This window comes from Candidatus Viridilinea mediisalina (genome assembly GCF_002532535.1).
GTDB lineage: Bacteria > Chloroflexota > Chloroflexia > Chloroflexales > Chloroflexaceae > Viridilinea > Viridilinea mediisalina.
In genome coordinates, this window is the sequence record NZ_NQWI01000013.1 from 14,553 (window position 1) to 32,471 (window position 17,919).

General features: G+C 57.0%; 14 protein-coding genes. 6 read left to right on the plus strand and 8 right to left on the minus strand.

The window, feature by feature from the left end; all coding sequences use genetic code 11:
- Positions 1-54: 54 nt before the first annotated feature.
- Positions 55-927: a CAP domain-containing protein gene (locus CJ255_RS04550; RefSeq protein ID WP_097642908.1), complete on the minus strand. Its 873-nt coding sequence runs from the start codon at positions 925-927 to the stop codon at positions 55-57.
- Positions 928-1,035: 108 nt separating this feature from the next.
- On the opposite strand from CJ255_RS04550, the gene CJ255_RS22480 reads away from it, so the two are divergent.
- Genes CJ255_RS22480 through CJ255_RS04560 form a run of 3 tightly spaced genes read left to right on the plus strand, consistent with a single transcriptional unit; the run spans position 1,036 to position 3,592 of the window.
- A complete protein-coding gene (locus CJ255_RS22480) occupies positions 1,036-1,221 on the plus strand; it encodes a hypothetical protein (RefSeq protein WP_165774568.1) in 186 nt (61 codons plus the stop codon).
- A 21-nt stretch (positions 1,222-1,242) separates the two neighbouring features.
- Positions 1,243-2,076, plus strand: a complete 834-nt coding sequence (locus tag CJ255_RS04555) for a substrate-binding domain-containing protein (RefSeq protein ID WP_097642909.1) — start codon at positions 1,243-1,245, stop codon at positions 2,074-2,076.
- A complete protein-coding gene (locus CJ255_RS04560) occupies positions 2,069-3,592 on the plus strand; it encodes an STAS domain-containing protein (RefSeq protein ID WP_165774569.1) in 1,524 nt (507 codons plus the stop codon). The genes CJ255_RS04555 and CJ255_RS04560 overlap by 8 nt, the downstream gene beginning before the upstream one ends.
- Here the strand turns inward: CJ255_RS04560 and CJ255_RS04565 are convergent.
- The 7 genes from CJ255_RS04565 to CJ255_RS04595 form a co-directional block, all read right to left on the minus strand.
- Positions 3,558-4,316, minus strand: coding sequence for a formylglycine-generating enzyme family protein (locus CJ255_RS04565; RefSeq protein ID WP_097642911.1), 759 nt, complete (start codon positions 4,314-4,316; stop codon positions 3,558-3,560). The genes CJ255_RS04560 and CJ255_RS04565 overlap by 35 nt on opposite strands.
- A complete protein-coding gene (locus tag CJ255_RS04570) occupies positions 4,309-4,923 on the minus strand; it encodes an FFLEELY motif protein (protein WP_097642912.1) in 615 nt (204 codons plus the stop codon). Before CJ255_RS04570 ends, CJ255_RS04565 begins: the two co-directional genes overlap by 8 nt.
- Before the next feature lie 4 nt (positions 4,924-4,927).
- Positions 4,928-8,398, minus strand: coding sequence for a tetratricopeptide repeat protein (locus CJ255_RS04575; RefSeq protein WP_097642913.1), 3,471 nt, complete (start codon positions 8,396-8,398; stop codon positions 4,928-4,930).
- Positions 8,399-8,543: 145 nt separating this feature from the next.
- Positions 8,544-9,962 (minus strand): sialidase family protein, encoded by a 1,419-nt coding sequence (locus CJ255_RS04580; RefSeq protein WP_165774570.1) that lies wholly within the window; start codon positions 9,960-9,962, stop codon positions 8,544-8,546.
- A 204-nt stretch (positions 9,963-10,166) separates the two neighbouring features.
- A complete protein-coding gene (locus CJ255_RS04585) occupies positions 10,167-12,233 on the minus strand; it encodes a hypothetical protein (RefSeq protein ID WP_124681813.1) in 2,067 nt (688 codons plus the stop codon).
- 7 nt (positions 12,234-12,240) lie between these two features.
- Positions 12,241-12,813: a D-glycero-beta-D-manno-heptose 1,7-bisphosphate 7-phosphatase gene (gmhB, locus tag CJ255_RS04590; RefSeq protein WP_097642916.1), complete on the minus strand. Its 573-nt coding sequence runs from the start codon at positions 12,811-12,813 to the stop codon at positions 12,241-12,243.
- 163 nt (positions 12,814-12,976) lie between these two features.
- Complete coding sequence (locus CJ255_RS04595; protein WP_124681814.1) at positions 12,977-13,873, minus strand: hypothetical protein; 897 nt, start codon at positions 13,871-13,873, stop codon at positions 12,977-12,979.
- Between the two features lie 299 nt (positions 13,874-14,172).
- Here CJ255_RS04595 and CJ255_RS04600 point away from each other — a divergent pair, with 299 nt between their 5' ends.
- From CJ255_RS04600 to CJ255_RS04610, 3 genes are all read left to right on the plus strand, one after another.
- Positions 14,173-15,168 (plus strand): GHMP family kinase ATP-binding protein, encoded by a 996-nt coding sequence (locus CJ255_RS04600; protein WP_097642918.1) that lies wholly within the window; start codon positions 14,173-14,175, stop codon positions 15,166-15,168.
- 195 nt (positions 15,169-15,363) lie between these two features.
- Positions 15,364-16,860 carry a DNRLRE domain-containing protein gene (locus CJ255_RS04605; RefSeq protein ID WP_097642919.1) on the plus strand — a complete coding sequence of 499 codons (1,497 nt, stop codon included), beginning with the start codon at positions 15,364-15,366 and terminating at the stop codon, positions 16,858-16,860.
- 328 nt (positions 16,861-17,188) lie between these two features.
- Entirely contained in the window at positions 17,189-17,830 is a 642-nt protein-coding gene (locus tag CJ255_RS04610; RefSeq protein ID WP_097642920.1) for a biotin transporter BioY, read from the plus strand.
- The last annotated feature ends 89 nt before the right edge of the window (positions 17,831-17,919 follow it).

Consider the following 17,919-nt stretch of genomic DNA (forward strand, 5'->3'; position numbering starts at 1 on the left):
AGCCTAAGACAAAGCGGATCATGTGGAAGTAGTGTACCACAGACGTAACCCTGATTACTCCTCCCCCGTGGCAAAACTCCATCTCAGATCAAAGGCTTGCCCCAAGTACGACCCTTGTACCTGTACCTCGATGGTGGTGTTAGGAGGTAAGTTGGTATCGGGGGTGAGGACGATGCCTTTGTGGCGTGAGGGCAGATTTGTGGTGGCCTCGTGGCTGATGGCTGTCCCAGATGCGGTACGGAGCTGGCTAGAAGTCAGGATGGGCGCTGCGTCAAAGTAGGGCCATTGGAGTGAGATGGGCATGGCGATGGGGGGGACATTGCGCTGCTCGGCCTCAGGGTAGCGCACCGGCCACCCGTTATAGGCGCTATCCGCATCCATATTGGCCCGCGAGAGAATATCCATCGCTGCGCCACTCGATCCGTTATTGCTGTAGAATCCATAGCCAACCGCGCTGGTGGTGGGGTAGAGGAGCCAGAGGCGGTGCCCAACCGAGTGCATCCAGCTATCAATCGTCTGGTAGGGCTCCCATATGCCACTATAGCCAATCCACACATTGCCCCGTTGGGCGCAATGCTGACCCTCAGGCGAGGCCCAAGGGCGGCTCGTGTCTTGGCTGTGGGTCAGATGGCGATTCTCCGCAACATAGCGGGCGTGCTGCTGGCAGTTCTCATTCAGCGTCGCATCCTCGCTGACGGGCGGAACCCCCGCGAGGGCGCGGTAGGCATTGACCCGCTCGATCCAATTGGTTGGCAGGCGCTCTGGTTCTGCCTCCGGGGGGCTACTAATCAGCGGTAGAAAAACCATAAAGCGCTGATTGGCCGCCGCTTGTGGGGGGGAGAGCCAAACCATGACTAGTGCTAAGAGCAGCAGTAGGCTCATGAGGATAGTGCGGAATGGTAGCTTACGAACGGAGATGCGATCCATGGTGGCTGCTCCTGCGTGTGTTTTGGATTACTGGTTTAGATAGTATAGGGACTGATTAAGTATAGAATAAACCTGTTTCCAACATGTAACCAATGGTTCTTCGTCTTGGTGGCGAAGCCGCCAAGACGAACAAAGCAGGTTTGGGACGCTGTTCGGCAATCTGCAATCTGCAATCTGCAATCTGCAATCTACAATCTGCAATCTGCAATCTACAATCTGCAATCTGCAATCTGCAATCTGCAATCTGCAATCTACAATCTGCATTGGCATTATCTGGTACACTATGCCTATTGACAGATTAGGGAGATTACGATCATGCGTTCGTTGGCTCACATCCTATCCTTCGTCCTGCTCCTCAGCTTGGTTGCTTGTAGTAGCCCGCTAGAGCCCGCACCAGAGCTGGTGGAGCTGCCGACAACGACGTTGACGTTCGCTGGTTCGGGTGCGGGTACCGTTATTTTGCGCCATGTGCTTGCGCCTTTTGAGCGTGAGTATGGCATCCGGCTTGAGTTTCTGGTGAGTAGTGGTGGGCAACCTGCCCTGCGTGGGGCTCAGGCGGGTGAGTTTGATGTTGCGGTGCTGCTGACGGATAATCCGGCTGGTATTAGTCGCCCGGGTTTGACGCTGATCAATCTAGCAAAGGATCCGGTGGTCTTTCTGCGCCATGCCGACCTGCCGATCAGTGGGCTCTCCTCTGAGCAACTACGGGCGATCTATCTGGGCAGTGTGACCAACTGGGCCGAGTTGGGTGGCCCCAATCTGCCGATTGTGGTGCTGACCCGCAATGAGGATGATGCCGCAACCCGCATTTTGCGTCATCACCTCTTTGGTACGGGGGCGTGGCCACCGATGGCGATTGTCTTTAGTCGTTCGGCTGACCTGCGTGAGGCAGTGCAGCGCACGCCGGGCAGTATTGGCTTTGATTCCTATGGCGCTGCAATGATCAATGGTATGGCAGAGCAGGTCTTGACCGTTGATGAGCTGCATCCCGGCGCGCTGGCGCAGGCTGGCTACCCGCTGCCGCCGCGCCGCTTGGTACTCGCCTATCCCACCGCCCAACGTGAAGCCCTTGCCCCGTTGTTGACCTACGTGCAGAGTGAAGCGGCACGGCATGCCTTGGCCCTTCAGGGATTGGTACCCAATGAGTAGTCATAAGAATAGTTCGATTGCCCTGCGTTTGTTGGGGCTGATTTTGGGCATGTTCCTGACGTTGCTGTTGATTACGATTGCGACCACCCTGCTGGGTTTGAGCCAGTTTGAACAACGGGTCATGGCGAGTGAATTGGCAGAAGAGCAACTTCTATTCCAGCAGAGCATGCAGATGCAGCAAGATCACCTGCGTTTTACCGCGCTTGTGTTGGCTGAAGATGCAAGCTTGCTGGCGGCGGTGCAGGCGAATGATCGCGCTATGCTCCAGCGTGTCGCTATTCCGTTACAGGTGCGCTATCAGCTTGATCACCTCAAACTAGCAGGCAGCGCGGGGCAAACGCTGTTGCATACCGGGCCAACGCCCGCTGAGACGCAGGTGGCGCTGCGACGGGCGCTACTCACCATTGAACAGGCTTCGCTGGGCGTGGTGCCCGAAGGTGTGATGCTGCTTGCAGCAGTGCCGATCAAGGGTGATGATGGGCTTACAGGTGCGCTGGTGGTGGGCCAGTTACTCAATGATCGGCTCTTGCATACGCTCAATGCGTATCGTGACGACCCGCTGATCGGGTTGTACACCAGTACAGGTGAACTCTTGGCGAGTAGTACGCGCAATGAGGCTGCGCTGCGCTTGGCCGATCGTCAGGCGAGCTTTTGGCAGCGCGTTGGACAGGGTGAAGTGAGCGAAGCCTTCCAGTTGGGGCGTGCGGATCGCTATCAAGTAACCTATGCGCCACTCAATCCAGGCGATCCGGCGACGCCTATCTATAGCATTGCGTTGTCTACCAATCTATTTCAGACCCTGCGCTTTGCGATTGTGCAGCAGAACCTCATTATTCTCGTGCTTGTGGCGCTGATCACTACTGGTGTGCTGGTGACTTCAGTTCGTACAATGATTGTGCGTCCACTCGGCGAGTTGGATGCTGCTACAGCACGTGTCGGTGACGGCGAACTTGATTTGCAATTGACGAGTGAGCGCAACGATGAGATTGGGCGGCTGACCAATAGCTTTGGTGCGATGACCGCACGCTTGCGGGCGCTCTTTGCCGCCCTTGATGCGCGGAATCAGGAGTTAGAGACGGAGCAGGTGCAGATCGAGACGGCCCGCGCCCAGTTGCAACGCGAGGTCGAGCAGGCACAGCGCACCATTATGAACATGGTGATGCCACTCATCCCCATTGATCGCCAAACGATCATTGTGCCTCTGGTTGGTGCCCTGGATGAAGTGCGGGCAACCCAACTGCTCGCCACGCTGCTTGAGGGGGTCGAGCAGCGTAGAGCCCGTGTGGCGATCATTGACATCACCGGGGTGCCAGTGGTTGATCAAGCGGTCGCACAGATTCTGCACCAAGCGGTGCAGGGCGTCCGCCTGCTTGGAGCCCAGGTGATCATCACCGGCATCCAGCCCGAAGTGGCCCAGAGTATGGTGGGGGTGGGCCTGGAGCTTGAGCAACTCCAGACCTATGCTACCCTGGAGCAGGCGATTAGTGCGGTGAACAAGCGAGGCGGAAGCCGGTAAACTCGTTGCGTACTTCGGGCAGCAGGCGGAAGCGACAGGCGCAACGAGCGAAGCCGTGGGGGTTGGCATAACAGCCCCCCCGCATAATCCGGCGGCCAGAGGCGTGCAAATCCTCGCGGCCATCATCGGGCTGGTAGGGGTAGCCCGCATCGAGTGAGCTTGTCCATTCCCACACATTGCCCGCCATATCGAGGGCACCAACGGGGCTTGCGCCTTCGGGGTAACTCCCAACCGCCGTCGTGCCAGCGGCGGCACTCTCGCGGGTATTGGCGTAACGTGGCTCGAAGCTTTCGCCCCAGGGAAAGGTGCGCCCATCGCTGCCGCGCGCAGCCCGTTCCCACTCGGCCTCGCTCGGTAGGCGCAGAGCCAAACCAGGCAGTTGGCTGTTCAGCCATGCACAAAACTCCAGCGCATCGTGCCAATTCACATCCACCACCGGATGCTCATCGAGCATGGTGGGGGGCGTGGCACCACGCCAGAAGAGCGGTGCCCGTGCATTGGTAGCAGCCACATAGGCCGCATAGAGCCGATTGGTTACGGGCGCTACGGCAATTCCAAACGCTGCCAATTCAAGTGTATGACGTGGTGCCTCTTCGCGGTAGCTTTCACGGGTGCCGCCATAGCGCACCGCCAATTCACTCAACTGTGCGGCTGGGGTTCCCATCATGAAGGTGCCAGCGGGCACCGTGATGAAGGCTGGTAAGGAAGCTTGTAGATCACTCATCGCGGCCAAAGATGCGCTTGAGGCGCACTATCTCACGCGTATAGACCGTTTCGGCAAAGAGGTTGATGTTCTGCACGCCGGTGACCGCATCGTAGCCCCTGACCAAGAAGGTATGGGCGGCCTCTAGGCCCAAGATACGGGCGAAGATTTGCGAACTGTGGAGTGCAATGCCGAGCAGGTGCGAGCGCGAGAGGCGAAAGACATTGTAGATGCTGTTGTCTACCAGCTTGATCTGGTGCAGCCGCTCTTCGTAGTTGTCTAGTTCGCGGTAGCACTGCTCATAGGCTGGCTCATCAAAGTCGAGTCCAATCTGCTTATCGAGCATCCGTTGTGCCAATTCATCATCGAGCCGCTTGGTCAGTTCAAGCAACTCCAAGACCTCATTGACATCGCGCATGCCCACACCGGGTAGGATTTGGGTCAACTGATGCAAACGACGGGCGGCAGCATCACGTTCACTAAAATCGTGCGGGCCATACATCTCGTTAAAGAAGAAGTCACCAACCGGCTGATACTGCGAAATTTCGGCTAGGTCGCTATAATCACGACTCAACCGTTTGGACTGGAAGCTTTGAAGAGCTAGGCGATACTGTTTGAAAGTTGTCATTAGGCTAAGTAATCAGGCGCTCTAGTTGTAAGCGGGCACGCAGTGTAAACTCACGCTGTGCATCAAGTTCGATCACGGTACGATAGGCATTGATCGCGTCGTTGGTACGTCCGAGATCTTCGGCCACCAATCCACTGTAGAGGATGGCTTCAACATAGGTAGCATTATAGCTGATCGCACGCTGAAACGCATGCCACGCCGGTTCAAGGCGGCCTTGGGCGTAGTGGGCCCGTCCAAGCCAGTAGGCCGCTTCGGGGAAGTTGGCTTGCAGATCGGCAGCACGGCTCAGGTCACGAATGGCGTTATCGTAGTCACCCTGCTGAATGCGTAGCACCCCACGGCGGTAGTGGCTCTCAGCGATCTGTGCATCAGCAGCAATCGAGCGGTCATAGACATCAAGGGCTTGGGCCATGTTGCCCTGTTCTTGCAGCAGTTTACCCTTGAAGAGCAGCGCTTCCGCATAGGCTGGGCGCTGATTGAGCCCAAGGGTGACGGTCGCAAGGGCTGTGGCAAGATCCCGCTGGGCATAGCGGGTCTGGGCGAGGCCCAGGTAGGCTTCGGGGAAGGTGGGCTGCAGGGCGATGGCACGTTCAAAGCGGCTTGCAGCCCCCACCAGGTCGTCGCGGCGCAACAGGCTCTCGGCGAGCCAAAACTGGGCAGCGGCATGCTCGTCGCCTGCAGGTTGCGCGGTGGCAGTAGCAAAATGGCCATGAGCAACGCCCCAATTGGCTTGGCCAACCGCCACCAAGCCCAAGCCGATGTGGGCCTCAATCCGCGTGGGATCGAGTTGTAGCGCCTGGTTGTAGCTGTTACTCGCTTCATCAAGGCGACCCTGCAAACGGCGCGCCTCAGCGAGGCTCACGAGGCTGCTGGTACGCAGGGTGACTCCCTCTGGATCGGTAGTGTCAGCGAGCAACTGGAGGGCACGGTTGTGGGCAACCGCAGCGGCTTCATATTGGCCGCGTTTGGTTTGCGCCAACCCAAGCTTATGGTACAAACGCGGCTGCTCAGGTTGCAACTCAACCGCTTGGGCATAGGTGGTCTGGGCCTGATCCGCATTGCCATTGGCCATTGCGGCATCACCGATACGTTCGAGCCACTCAGGATCATTGACCCCTTGGCGCAGCGCAGCCTGGAATTCCCGTTCGGCCCGTCCCGGATCATTGAGCGGCCCTTGGTAGAGATCAGCGAGGGCCAAACGGGCTTCAAGGTGATCCGACTCAAGCCGTAGTGCATCACGCAGGGCTTGCTCGGCGGCAGGATAGTTCCCTTGGCGGATGAGGGTTTCGCCCAACTCAAACGCAGCCACGCTACTACTCCGATCAATGCGCCGTGCATCGCGGTAGGCACTGATCGCCTCATCGGGGTGTCCGGTATCATTGTAGAGCCGTGCCAATTCAATCGCAGCCATGGCATGGTTGACACTCAAGGGCCGCAGGATGTGTTCAGCTTCGGTCCAACCATCAGGACCACTGCGCCGCAGATCGTGGGCAAGGGCGATCAGATTGCGCGGGCCGCTACGGATTTCGGCGAGGGCGCGGCGATGAGCCACCGCTGTAGCCCAATCGCCATGCTGCTCCGCAAGGCGGGCCAAGGCAATCCGAGCGGGAAAGAAGCTCTCGTTGCGCTCTAGGGCCACCATATAGAGTTCGCTTGCCCGTGCCAGATTGCCCTGCTCGTAGGCCACTTGGCCCTGCCCAAAGAAGCCAATCGGCATCTGCGGGGCCAAGCTCACCACCTGCTCATAGTACGCATTGGCCCGCTCAAAGTCGCCCGCAATCAGCGCCGAGCGCGCCATCGCTGCGTGCAGGGCGGGATTGGCTGGCTGGCGCAGCGCCAACTCTTTCAGTAGGGTCATACTGGCCGCTTCAGAGTCGCCGGTACCAAAGAGAACATCAAAGAGACTCGGAGCCTGCCGGGCGGTCATGCGTTCCTGCTCAATCATGATCAGCGCGAGGTAGTAGCGCTGGCGTGCCGCTTGGAACTCAAGCTGTTCCGCTTGGCCCCCGGCCAAGAGGCCGGTTCCCGCTTGCGCTGCGCTCTCCGAGGCCGCGATCCGCCGCCACTGCTGGACAGCCTGTTGACTCAAGTCGGCGGCACTACTCAGGTCGTTATGCATCGAACGTAGCGTTGCTGCAGGGTGGGCCGGGGCGATCTCAAGTTCCCACACTAGTGGCCCCTGCATCTCCAAAAACTGAGCCAAGGCCAAAAGCCCCTGCTCTTCACGCAGGATGGCGTTGAGCCGTTGGGTTTGGAGCGTGCGGTAGGGACGGGGCACCAGGCGCTCATCGCGGCGCACCTGAGTTGCTGCACGCTGCAAGACTGCCTCGGCATCAGCGAGTCGACCGCTCTCGCGGTAGGCCGTAGCCAGATCGAGCAAGAGCGGCGCATTGGTGGGCAGCATGTTGCGGGCTTGTTCCAGTTCACTCGCCGCAGCCACAGGGCGACCATCAGCGAGCGCAAGCGCCCCCAGATTAGCACGTAGCGCCCCCAGATCACGCCCATCGAGCAGACGTACCGCTTCAGCGAGGGCCGTTAGCACAGCGGGATCGCCCGCATCGAGCAGGATCGCGGCAAGATTATTGACCAATAGTTCAGGTTCTTCGTTCGGCTCACTTAACGCGATACGGTAGGTCTGCGCCGCTTCGCCGTAGAAACCCCGCGCCCAGAGGATATTCGCCCGCAAGAGACGCGGCAGGCTCGGATTGAGGCTCGGATAATCCTCCATCAAGCGGGTCAACAGCATATAGGCATGGTCGGGACGACCATGGATATAGTCACCAACGGCAACAATGAGCGGCACGAGCACCGCTTGGCCATTGATCGGCGCATTGGCCAGCGCAAAATTGGCGGGCATCACAAAGCGACCCTGGTAGCCCGCCCAGGCATTGGGCCCATAGGGGCCAACGGGGGTATAGACGAGTTGCGGGCGCAGGCTTGGGCTATCGAGCATTGCCCCGGGCTCTACCTCACCCCAGATCAGCAGGTCGGCCTGTTCGGTTTGCGCCAAGGCAAGGGCATCGGCGCGATCCTGGGGGCTCCGCAGCGCCACCGCGACAGTCGTATCGCCACTCAGTTGCTGATTGAGCAGCCGCACCAACTCTGCGGCCACATTGCGCCCCGTCTGCCCATCGGCACCATCATTGAAAGGGGCCACAATCACCACAAAGCGCTCAGGGGCACGGGCAGTACGGCGCTCATTGAGCATATAGCCCAAACCAGCAAGCAGCACGAGGGTCGCAAACACCAACAGCAGCATGCGACGACCAAGCCGCCACGGTGGTTTAGGCGGTGGCGCTTCATCCGCACTCACCACCAGATTGCCATCCTGATCCTCAACCTGCATCTCGATCTCAGGTTCAGGTTCGGGTGGCGGAACATGCTGCTGACTGTTGCGGCGTCGCCGCCAGACCAGCCCGAGAACAACGACGACCACCAACACGCCAAGCAGAATCAATAGCGACAGCGTATCCATAGGTTTCGCGGGCTCCTTGGCAGGGCAGGCCAACACCGCCTGATCTACGCCCTATTGTAAGCGATTGTGGGCAGAGATCAATAAGGGAAGGATACAGAAACGAGAAAATAGAAGGTGGGTCTGCGGCATCCTGCCCCAATGGAAATTACGGCTCGCGTGCCCGCCTGCGCAAGGTAGTGATGGTAAAGATACCAAGGATAAGGATAACGCCTACGAGGGCGACGCCAACTCCGGCTACTTCGCGCCACACATTGAACACGGTAGGTGGGGGGCGCTCATGCAAGTCTCTTGCTACAACCGGATCATGTGGCGCTTCAAGCTGGACAAGTGGTTCGCCCAGGGGCTGTGTGGTGGGGCGAGGCACGGCAGTTGGCAAGCTGCGTGGTGGTGGTGCGGCTACCTGCGGGCTCGACAAGGGCCGACTGCTATGCCAAATCCGCCGCTCGCCCCAGTCACTCACCTCGGTATAGGTGAACCAGACGGCATGCAACGTATTTCCTTGGGCCACCACCGCCCGCAACCACATCGGGCGCTTCGTACTCTGATAGACAATCTCTGGTGATGACCACGTTGTACCGTCCCAGATGAGGTGCAGCACCATCGGAATACTTGCCGGGCTATCTTCGGGAAAGCCGACCATCAGCAGATGCAGCCGATTGGCGCTATCGCGCGCTAAACTAAAGCTATCCAGCCCCCGCTCAATCGCTGCCCGCGCCCGTACCCCTGGAATCACCGCAGGCAATTGCCACGTCGTTCCCCCATCGGGCGAATACTGGGAGAAGAGCCGCTCGCCATTGGCACTCCGATAGACCACCAATGGATTACCCTCCACCGTCAACCCAAGGGTCGTCTGTAGCGTGGGCTCATTGGCAATACCCAATGCCTGGGGCACGTGCCAACTGACCCCTCCGTCATCCGAGCGCCGGTAGATCCCATAGGCGGGATTGTCAATCCCCAGATACCAATCGCTGCCATGATCCCAAACCACATGGATGCGATCCTGCTGATCCACTTGGATTTGCATGCGTTCATCGCCACCCGACAGGTAGGCAATATTCTGCCGAATAGTCCATGTCTGCCCGCCATCCTCCGAGCGGCGGTAAAACACTTCACTTGCCAAATTGGCTTGTTCGCTTGGATCAAAGACAAACTCATGGTAGAGCATATGCAAACGCCCTTGACTATCAGTAGCGAGGGCATTGTAGTAACTGGTTCCCAAATAGATCTCATTGCTCCAAGCGGATGCCGTTCCCGCCTGATCGGCAGGAGCACTCATGGCCATCACACTGGTGCAGAAGCGCACCAGTGCGTTTATCTGTCCATCAATATTGACCACAAGGCTATTTCGGACGGTATAGCCACCTTCACAGGTAACTGCGATATCGGTCATAGGGCCCCAAGCCCCATTGCGTAGCACGCGGTAGCGTAGCAGATCAACATCTACAACGCTCTGATCAATCTGCCGCATCCGCTGCGTGCCCCCGCCCCAGATAACATGGAGATTGCCGTCAAGATCAACCGTGAGATCAGGAAACCAGCCGAACTGATTCTCAGAGATCTCCAACGCGGGCCGCCAGGCCGACTCTTCAGCCCATACAGAAGAGCCCCTCGCGAGCACGAGGAGAAGCATGAGCAGGAATATGAGCAAACGGTTGTTATACCATTTACGATTGTAGATTGCAGATTGCAGATTACCGAACATGGCATCCCAATGGGCGTTAGCGTTCTTGATAATGCGGCATGTTCAAGGGTAATTGGTATTAGACATTCAATCCAGCACCACTTCACGCCGAGGACGGCCCATACGGATCCGTGAGCTACGCGAACCATTGGCAATCCGTGGGCGGCGTTGCGCGTTGTTGCTACGACCGAATGAGATATTCTTCCAAAAGCCCGCCTGAGCATTCTGGGTAGTAGCTTCGGATGTTGCCTCACGATGCCCATGCGTCTCAGCTTCAGGCGTTGTCTGGGCGGATTGCTCAAGCTTCAGCAGATCTTCCCAACGCAATGTGACATCTTCATAAGCGGTTGCGGTTGGCTTTGGGTCTGTCGTGAGATCGGTTGCTTCATTGGGCGCAGGATTAGGTGTGCTGGATTGTTCTACCGAGGATAGTGCCAAGTGATGTTGATGATCGTAAGATTCATGCGACGTAGCATGAACTGCTTGTGACACCACATCCTGCTCACCCAAGACGATGGTGATGCCCTGACGGTTCAGAGCCAACTGGAAACGCTTCTTGCCTCCTTGCGAGGGCTTACTAGGCGTATGCTGCTGCCATCCGCCAGATGCTTGGCGCACCACAATGGCCCCCAAGAACTGCTCTTTCAGAGCTTGACCCAAATGCTGACGCGCCTTCATGACGGTCGAACGCGGGTCTTGACGCCCATCAAGCACCAGCAGCGAACCATCAACCAAAGAGGCCAAGATGCCCGCCTCGGGGCCTTGTAGTGACGCAGGGCCATCAAAGATAATAATGTCGGCAACATTGCCCAAGCGGGACACCATTTCAGACCAATAGACCAACGGCACAAGTGAGGTCAAGCGCTGATGCCCTGCATTGCGCCCAGACAACACAAGCACATTATCAATTGCACTCGGCTTGAGGTAATTCAACAGCCCATTCTGTTTGTTTTGTTCCACCACGTGCTGCTGATCGTTTGGATGCCAGCCACTCTGGGCCAACTGTGCAGCAACAAGCTCAAGCTGGTCAAGCAAGGCATCTTCATCGTTTGCAGCATCCACAATAATCACGCGATGACCCGTGCGCGCATACATGGTTGCGAGGTCAAGCGCTACTGCGCTGCGGGCTGCACTTGGTTGCGGGCTACTGATGAGCAACGAACGCGGGAGCCGGTTCTGGGCTGCTAACACCATGTTCGTATAGGACTGATTGATTGCATGTTCACGTTGCCCCGCAAGTTTGGGGGGGGCTGCCAGCGCCGGCGGAGTGTCGGGAACCTCACCCAAACTCTTCAGGCGTGTGCGGCTCTGGAGTTCGCCTCCAGTGCGCCAACGCTCATCGAGCATATCGAGGAGCAGAATTGCCATGATCGCCAGCACCAAAGCTCCGGCTCCTGCCATCGCCATCGTCAACGTCGTCTTCTTGGGCAACGGATAGGGCAAGGGCTCGGCGGCCTCAAAGACCGTAAGGGTATTTACGAGGGTCTCGTTGCTGAGCCCCACAAGGATGCTATACTCGCCACGCAGGCGCTCACGGACAGCCTGATTCGTTTCAATTTGCCTTTGGATGTCATTAATATCAATCGCCGACGTGAGCGAAGTCATGCGCGACTGCAATTCCGCCAATCGTGCCTCTGTCTCTTGAAGATCACGCTCTATCTGCTGGATTTGGCGATTGATCTGACTCTGCTGGGCTTCAATATGATCTTGTGAGGTTGGGGTAAAGCGAATCAGCGCATCACCAAGCGCATTCGCAATGATCGCCGCTCGCTCTGGATCGGTATCAGCAATGCGAATCTCTAAAAGATTGGCACCACGATCAACGCGGGTACTCAGCATGCGATCGCGCAGCACCCACCAAGAAAAATCCAGGCCCAGTTGCTCAACCACTGGCCCAATAATTACTTCACGTTTGGCTATGGCCGCATAGTAATCGGCCAATACATTACTCAACCCCACCTGCGCTTGGTCTGGTGCTGCAACCGAAAAGTTGGTACCAACCGACAGCGTCATCACGGAGCTGTACATATTGGGTTGCTGACGAACCACAAACCAAGCTGTGCTGGCTGCCAGAATGATGGCCGCCACAATCACAAACCACCAGCGCAGGAAGAGTTTCACATAGTAGAAGACATCTCGCCATGTGAGCATCATGCGCTCCTTACGCTACAACACCAGCCTGCCGACGTTCAAGCTCAACTAATTGTACCGCTTCTAGGAGGTCGGATGCAACATGCGTTGGTGGCGAATTGGCCCACTCAGGCATGCTCAGTTGCGCCTGACCGCGCCCCGTGCGTACCAAAATGGTGCGACATCCAGCCGCTTGGCCAGCCATAATATCAGTCAGGGCATCGCCAATCATGTAGGTTGTAGACAACTGAACACCCATCTGGGCCGCCAGCGTGAGCAACATGCCCGGTTGGGGTTTACGACAGGTACACTGCGTTTCGGGACGGTGGGGACACCAACGTACCGCACTGATCTGCGCCCCATGCTGTGCAGCCACTTGACCCATCCGCCAATGGATCTGCTCAAGTGTGGTGCGGCTCAACAACCCGCGCTCCACTGCGGCTTGGTTCGTCACCACAAAAATACGGTAGCCCCACTGGGTCAAGCGGCGCAAGGCTTCCAATGAACCCGGCAGAAAACGGAATTGCTCCCACGTCGTTACATGATCGACGCGATTCTCGTTAATCACTCCGTCGCGGTCGAGGAAGATAGCTGGTCGTTCCATAGTCTTCCGAGCCTAGTCCTTCTGCGTAAACTGGCGCTAAATCAAGCCGTATGAGAAGCTGACATTTCATTTACAGCTAAGGGGGATGGTTTCAGAATGTCGCAAACCTATTTTCTATTTTCTCGTTTCTGTATCCTTCCCTTAACCAACCTACCTACGGCCCCTACTCGCCAGTACTTAGCACAGGCCAAAATGCCACTTTTGCCACCTCCCCACTCATGACTACCGGCATACTCACGGGTGCTTGACCATGAGCTGCAATAAACGAGACGCTTCCCCGGCCCCCGCCAATGATCTCTTCACGCTCGTTGTAGGCAATACCATAGATGGTCACACCCTCAAAATCACGATCAAGCGCGTTGCGTACTATGCCGGTCAAACTTGGTTGATCACCTGGTACCAATGCTGGTTCAACAACCGTTAATCCTTCCAAAAGCGGAGCTACCCCATCGGTCACCCCAATGGCCCGAGCTCTAAACACATCCACATCAATCCGCGAGACGGTCAATTCGGCATTTAAGGTGATGCTTCCTACAATACCAATCTCTTGGTTTGCTCCAATCTGGGCAATAGTGCCATCATGGGTACTCAAGACAATTCCGGTGCTATCATAGGCGGCAATGCGGTAGCGTACTTCCTGAAAGAGTTGATCTGGATTGGTGTTGCTCACAATAAAGGCATAATTCACGGTTCCTGCAACTTGGCCAAAGCCCGATGTAAGCACCTGTGGCAACGCTGGTGTTGGAGTTGAGGTCAATGCTACAGGCCCCTCGATGGTTGGGGTTGCGGTTGGGCTAGGGGTGCTTTGCTCGGCTGTAGGCGTGACCGTCACCTCCAAGCGCTCAAGGGTTGGGGTGGCAGTCATTCCACTGGGGGCCGTACTCGTCACTGTTTCGGTGTCGTACAACCCATCCGCCGTTAGGCTTGGAGAGGGCAAGGGATCAGCTTCGGCCAGCATAGGAGGATCGCGTAAGATGAAGCTTACACGTAGCAATAACATGATGCTGATGATGAATATGAAGGTCGCAAAGATGGTTTTCCAAGAAATATGAATCTGCATGATCTCGATCAAAGGCTTTCAATAGCACGCAACACGCCACATTATACCATTTCAGATTGTAGATTGTAGATTGTAGATTGCCGAATATGGCTTCCAAATGAGCTTTCGCGTTCTTGATGATGCGGGATGTTCAACGGTAAGTGGTATTATACCCCACTTCCCTTCGCTGACGATGAAATACGCATTGATTAACGTTATGTCATATCTTGCAAGCATTTATTTACAGCTTATTTAGTGTGAGTTGCTACGATGCTTGTTGCTACATTACGAAGCCCCCACGCCACATGTAAGGAGTTCTCATGATTATCTCACGTACACCATTACGCATCAGTTTTGCCGGTGGGGCCAGCGATCTGGCTGCCTTCTATCGCCATGAGCCGGGTGCGGTTGTCACCATGGCGATTGATAAATATATCTATATCACGGTTAATAAAAAGTTTGACAATCGCATTCGTGCGAGCTATTCGATTACTGAGATTGTTGACAGCGTTGATGATCTAAAACATGAATTGATTCGTGAGGCACTGCGGATTGTGCAAATTGACCGAGGGATCGAAATTACCTCGATCTCCGATATTCCCTCGGAAGGCACGGGCTTGGGCTCTTCAAGCACCTATACGGTGGGCATTCTCAATGCGCTCTATGCCCACTGCGGCCACTATGCCGGCGCTGAACGGATCGCCCATGAGGCATGTGAGATTGAGATTGAACGCTGCGGTGCGCCCATTGGCAAACAGGATCAGTATATCGCAGCCTATGGCGGCCTCCAGTTCATCCAGTTCAATCCCGATGAGAGTGTCTTTGTTGATCCGGTGATCTGCGCCCCTCAGACCCGCCAGCAACTGCAGCAACACATCTTGATGTTGTATACTAGTGGTACCCGTTCAGCCCCGAATGTCTTAGCTGAACAGCGCACCAATACCGAAAACGACCCGGCCAAGCGCAAGAACCTGCGCCGCATGGTACAGTTGGCCCGCGAACTCTACAGTGCTCTGCTGAAAAACAATATTGCCAGTTTTGGTGACATCCTCCACGAGAATTGGATGCTGAAACGTGAACTGGCCTCCGGGATCACGAATCCCCAGATCGATCACTGGTATGAGCGTGCGCGGGCTGCTGGTGCCCTCGGTGGTAAAATCCTCGGTGCTGGTGGCTGTGGCTTCCTGATGCTCTTTGCTCCGCCTGAACGCCACCAGATAATCCGCGATGCCCTACCTGAACTGCGCCCCGTTCCTGTGGCTATGGAACCCCAAGGCAGTAAGATTATCTATGTTGAGGAGGGATCGCGCAGTTGAGTCCCTAGAGAGAATGAGGAGCCTGTGCGAGAACACAGAGGTTTTCACCACAGAGGCACAGAGAACACAGAGGTATGGTAAGGTAGGAATATCCTTTTGTTCATGTGCGCTTAACATGCAGAATCTCTGTGCCCTCTGTGCCTCTGTGGTAAAATTCGCTCTAATCCTCTCTACAGCTCTTCCCAAGGAAAACCAATGCGCCGACTCATCCCCATTGTGTTGCTCGCCCTCTTGTTGCTGGTTGGTACCTTGGGTGCCAGCGGGACGTATACGCTCTACCTGCCGCTTGTTGCTCGCTCTGGCACCCCCGCAGCACTACCCTCGCCTACGCCCACTGTATCGCCCGCCCCCGCCCCTTCGCCAACGCTCCAGCCCGCCCCCGCCCCTTCGCCAACACCTCGCCCCGATGCTCCACCCCCAACCCAACGCCACCGCGTCAATGCGCCCTACTTTGCTACCCAAGAGCTTGATGATCGCTTTCCTGAAATGGCGATCTTCTGGTTTGGTCGGGTTGACCGTACCAACAACTATGCCGATGTGCGCGTGGGCTATAACGATAGCGAACTCTATGTTGATGTGACCGTCTTTGATCGCCGTCTCTGGTATGCTCGCAACCCTACCCGTGCGACCCTGACCGACTGGGATGCGCTGACGCTCTTCCTCGATACGGGCGATACCCGTCATCGCTTTGTGGCTCAGTTTAGCCACGAAGATCTGCCGCGCGAACCATACCAAGCTGCCTATCGGGCCCAAGGCAGCACATGGCAGGTAGCCAATACCGCCTTTCAGTCGCGCCCTGGTTGGCGTGGTGAGGGGCTCAATGATGACGTGGACGACCGTGGTTGGGCGATGACCTTCCGCATCCCCTTTGCCAGCCTGGGCCTTGACCAGCGCCCGCCTGAGGGTACCCGTTGGCTTATGGCACTGCGCCTCGATGACCGCGATGATCGTGCGGGTACGCCCATTGAGCCTCAGTTCTGGCCGCCTGCATGGCAAGTGGACGATGCTGCCTCTTGGGGGTTGCTCAATTTTGGGCTGCGACCAAGCTATACCCCGCCGAGTACACGCAACCCCCAGAGCTTTACCCTGCGCCAAGGGCTTGATGGCCTGACGGTGCCCGATGTGGCGGTCGGTGGTGGCACCGTTTGCGGCGATGGCATCGATTTCTGGACTGAATGGGGCCACTTGCCCCACCACGCAGGAGCCAGAGATTTCAATATCCAAAATCAGTCTGAAATTGCCGATTGGCCCTGCTTCTCCAAGTATTATGTCACCTTCCCGCTCGATAGCCTGCCCTCAGGTCGGGTGGTGGTTGACGCCAAGCTCATCCTGCACCAATTCGGCAATTCGCAGCCCGCAGATGCTGAACCTTCCCTAATCCAGGTCTTCACCATTGATGACGATTGGCAAGAAAACACGATCACATGGAACACTGCGCCCCTTGCCCGCGAGAATGTTGGGGCCGCGTGGGTCCCTGTGTTACCCGACTTTCCCGGCTGGCCTGGCGTGCCCCGCGAGTTTGATCTGAGTTCTGCGGTTGCCGAAGCCTACGCCGCTGGCGAACCCTTGCGCCTCGCGCTCTACTCGGCTGATAGCGCCTACCATAGCGGAAAGTACTTTGTCTCTTCCGATACCGAAGATTGGAATGCCGTGGCCCGCCCTACCCTCGTGGTCAGGCTAGGTAACCCTTAGAGGCTGTCTGAAAAGTCTATGGTTTGGCGTTGGAGTGCCGGCTTTAGCCGGCTAAAGCCGGCACTCCAGCGTGTGCCCCCCGGCTTTTCAGACAGCTTCTTAGGGTTATAGCGCACAAGCAGCAATTATGCGGTACATAGGTAACCCTTAGAGGCTGTCTGAAAAGTCTATGGTTTGGCGTTGGAGTGCCGGCTTTAGCCGGCTAAAGCCGGCACTCCAGCGTGTGCCCCCCGGCTTTTCAGACAGCTTCTTAGGGTTATAGCGCACAAGCAGCAATTATGCGGTACAATAGCCTGCATCAATTCGCCTGAAGTGAAGGAGTGACCACATGACCACTGGCGTCACAACTGCTGGCACCTTGGCCGACCGGCTTGTGCCTGCACGGGGTTCCTTGGCCAATCCCCTCGTCCGCGACGGTCTGCTTGTGTTGGCTGGTACCATCCTTATGGCCCTCCTCGCCCAGATTAGCATCCCGCTGGCACCCTTTAGCCCGGTGCCGATCACTGGGCAGACCCTGGGCGTCTACCTGATTGGTGCTATCTATGGGCCGCGCTTGGGCGCGATTACACTCGCTGCCTACTTGGGCCAAGGTCTGTTGGGCCTACCCGTCTTCGCCATGGGGCTGAATGCCTGGAGCCCCAGCATGATCCCTGGTCTGCCGGTGATCATTGGCCCGACCGCAGGCTACCTCTTGGCCTTCCCCCTCGCCGCCTTTGTGGTCGGTCTGCTTGCCAATCGGGGCTGGGATCGCAATGTCCGCACCGCTATCCCTGCGATGCTGATCGGTGAACTGATTATTCTCGTCTGTGGCTTTGCGTGGCTCGTTACCGCCACCTTTATGCTCACCGGCAGCGTCAGCCTCACCGCGCTCTTCCTTGTCGCCGTCCTCCCCTTCCTGCCCGGCACCGCGATCAAGATTGCCCTCGCGGCGGTGGCCCTGCCCAGCGGCTGGCGCTTGATTGGGAAGTAGGAGGTTAGGAACGTAGGAACGTAGGAACGTAGGAACGTAGGAACGTAGGAACGTAGGAACGTAGGAACGTAGGAACGTAGTCTAGGTTA

Excerpts from the sequence above, each read along its gene's own strand:
- CJ255_RS04560 (WP_165774569.1), top strand. The coding sequence starts at position 2,069 with ATGAGTAGTCATAAGAATAGTTCGATTGCCCTGCGTTTGTTGGGGCTG.
- CJ255_RS04570 (WP_097642912.1), bottom strand. The coding sequence starts at position 4,923 with ATGACAACTTTCAAACAGTATCGCCTAGCTCTTCAAAGCTTCCAGTCC.
- CJ255_RS04585 (WP_124681813.1), bottom strand. The coding sequence starts at position 12,233 with ATGATGCTCACATGGCGAGATGTCTTCTACTATGTGAAACTCTTCCTG.
- CJ255_RS04610 (WP_097642920.1), top strand. The coding sequence starts at position 17,189 with ATGACCACTGGCGTCACAACTGCTGGCACCTTGGCCGACCGGCTTGTG.
- CJ255_RS04550 (WP_097642908.1), bottom strand. The coding sequence starts at position 927 with ATGGATCGCATCTCCGTTCGTAAGCTACCATTCCGCACTATCCTCATG.
- CJ255_RS04555 (WP_097642909.1), top strand. The coding sequence starts at position 1,243 with ATGCGTTCGTTGGCTCACATCCTATCCTTCGTCCTGCTCCTCAGCTTG.
- CJ255_RS04600 (WP_097642918.1), top strand. The coding sequence starts at position 14,173 with ATGATTATCTCACGTACACCATTACGCATCAGTTTTGCCGGTGGGGCC.
- CJ255_RS04565 (WP_097642911.1), bottom strand. The coding sequence starts at position 4,316 with ATGAGTGATCTACAAGCTTCCTTACCAGCCTTCATCACGGTGCCCGCT.
- CJ255_RS04605 (WP_097642919.1), top strand. The coding sequence starts at position 15,364 with ATGCGCCGACTCATCCCCATTGTGTTGCTCGCCCTCTTGTTGCTGGTT.
- gmhB (WP_097642916.1), bottom strand. The coding sequence starts at position 12,813 with ATGGAACGACCAGCTATCTTCCTCGACCGCGACGGAGTGATTAACGAG.
- CJ255_RS04595 (WP_124681814.1), bottom strand. The coding sequence starts at position 13,873 with ATGCAGATTCATATTTCTTGGAAAACCATCTTTGCGACCTTCATATTC.
- CJ255_RS04575 (WP_097642913.1), bottom strand. The coding sequence starts at position 8,398 with ATGGATACGCTGTCGCTATTGATTCTGCTTGGCGTGTTGGTGGTCGTC.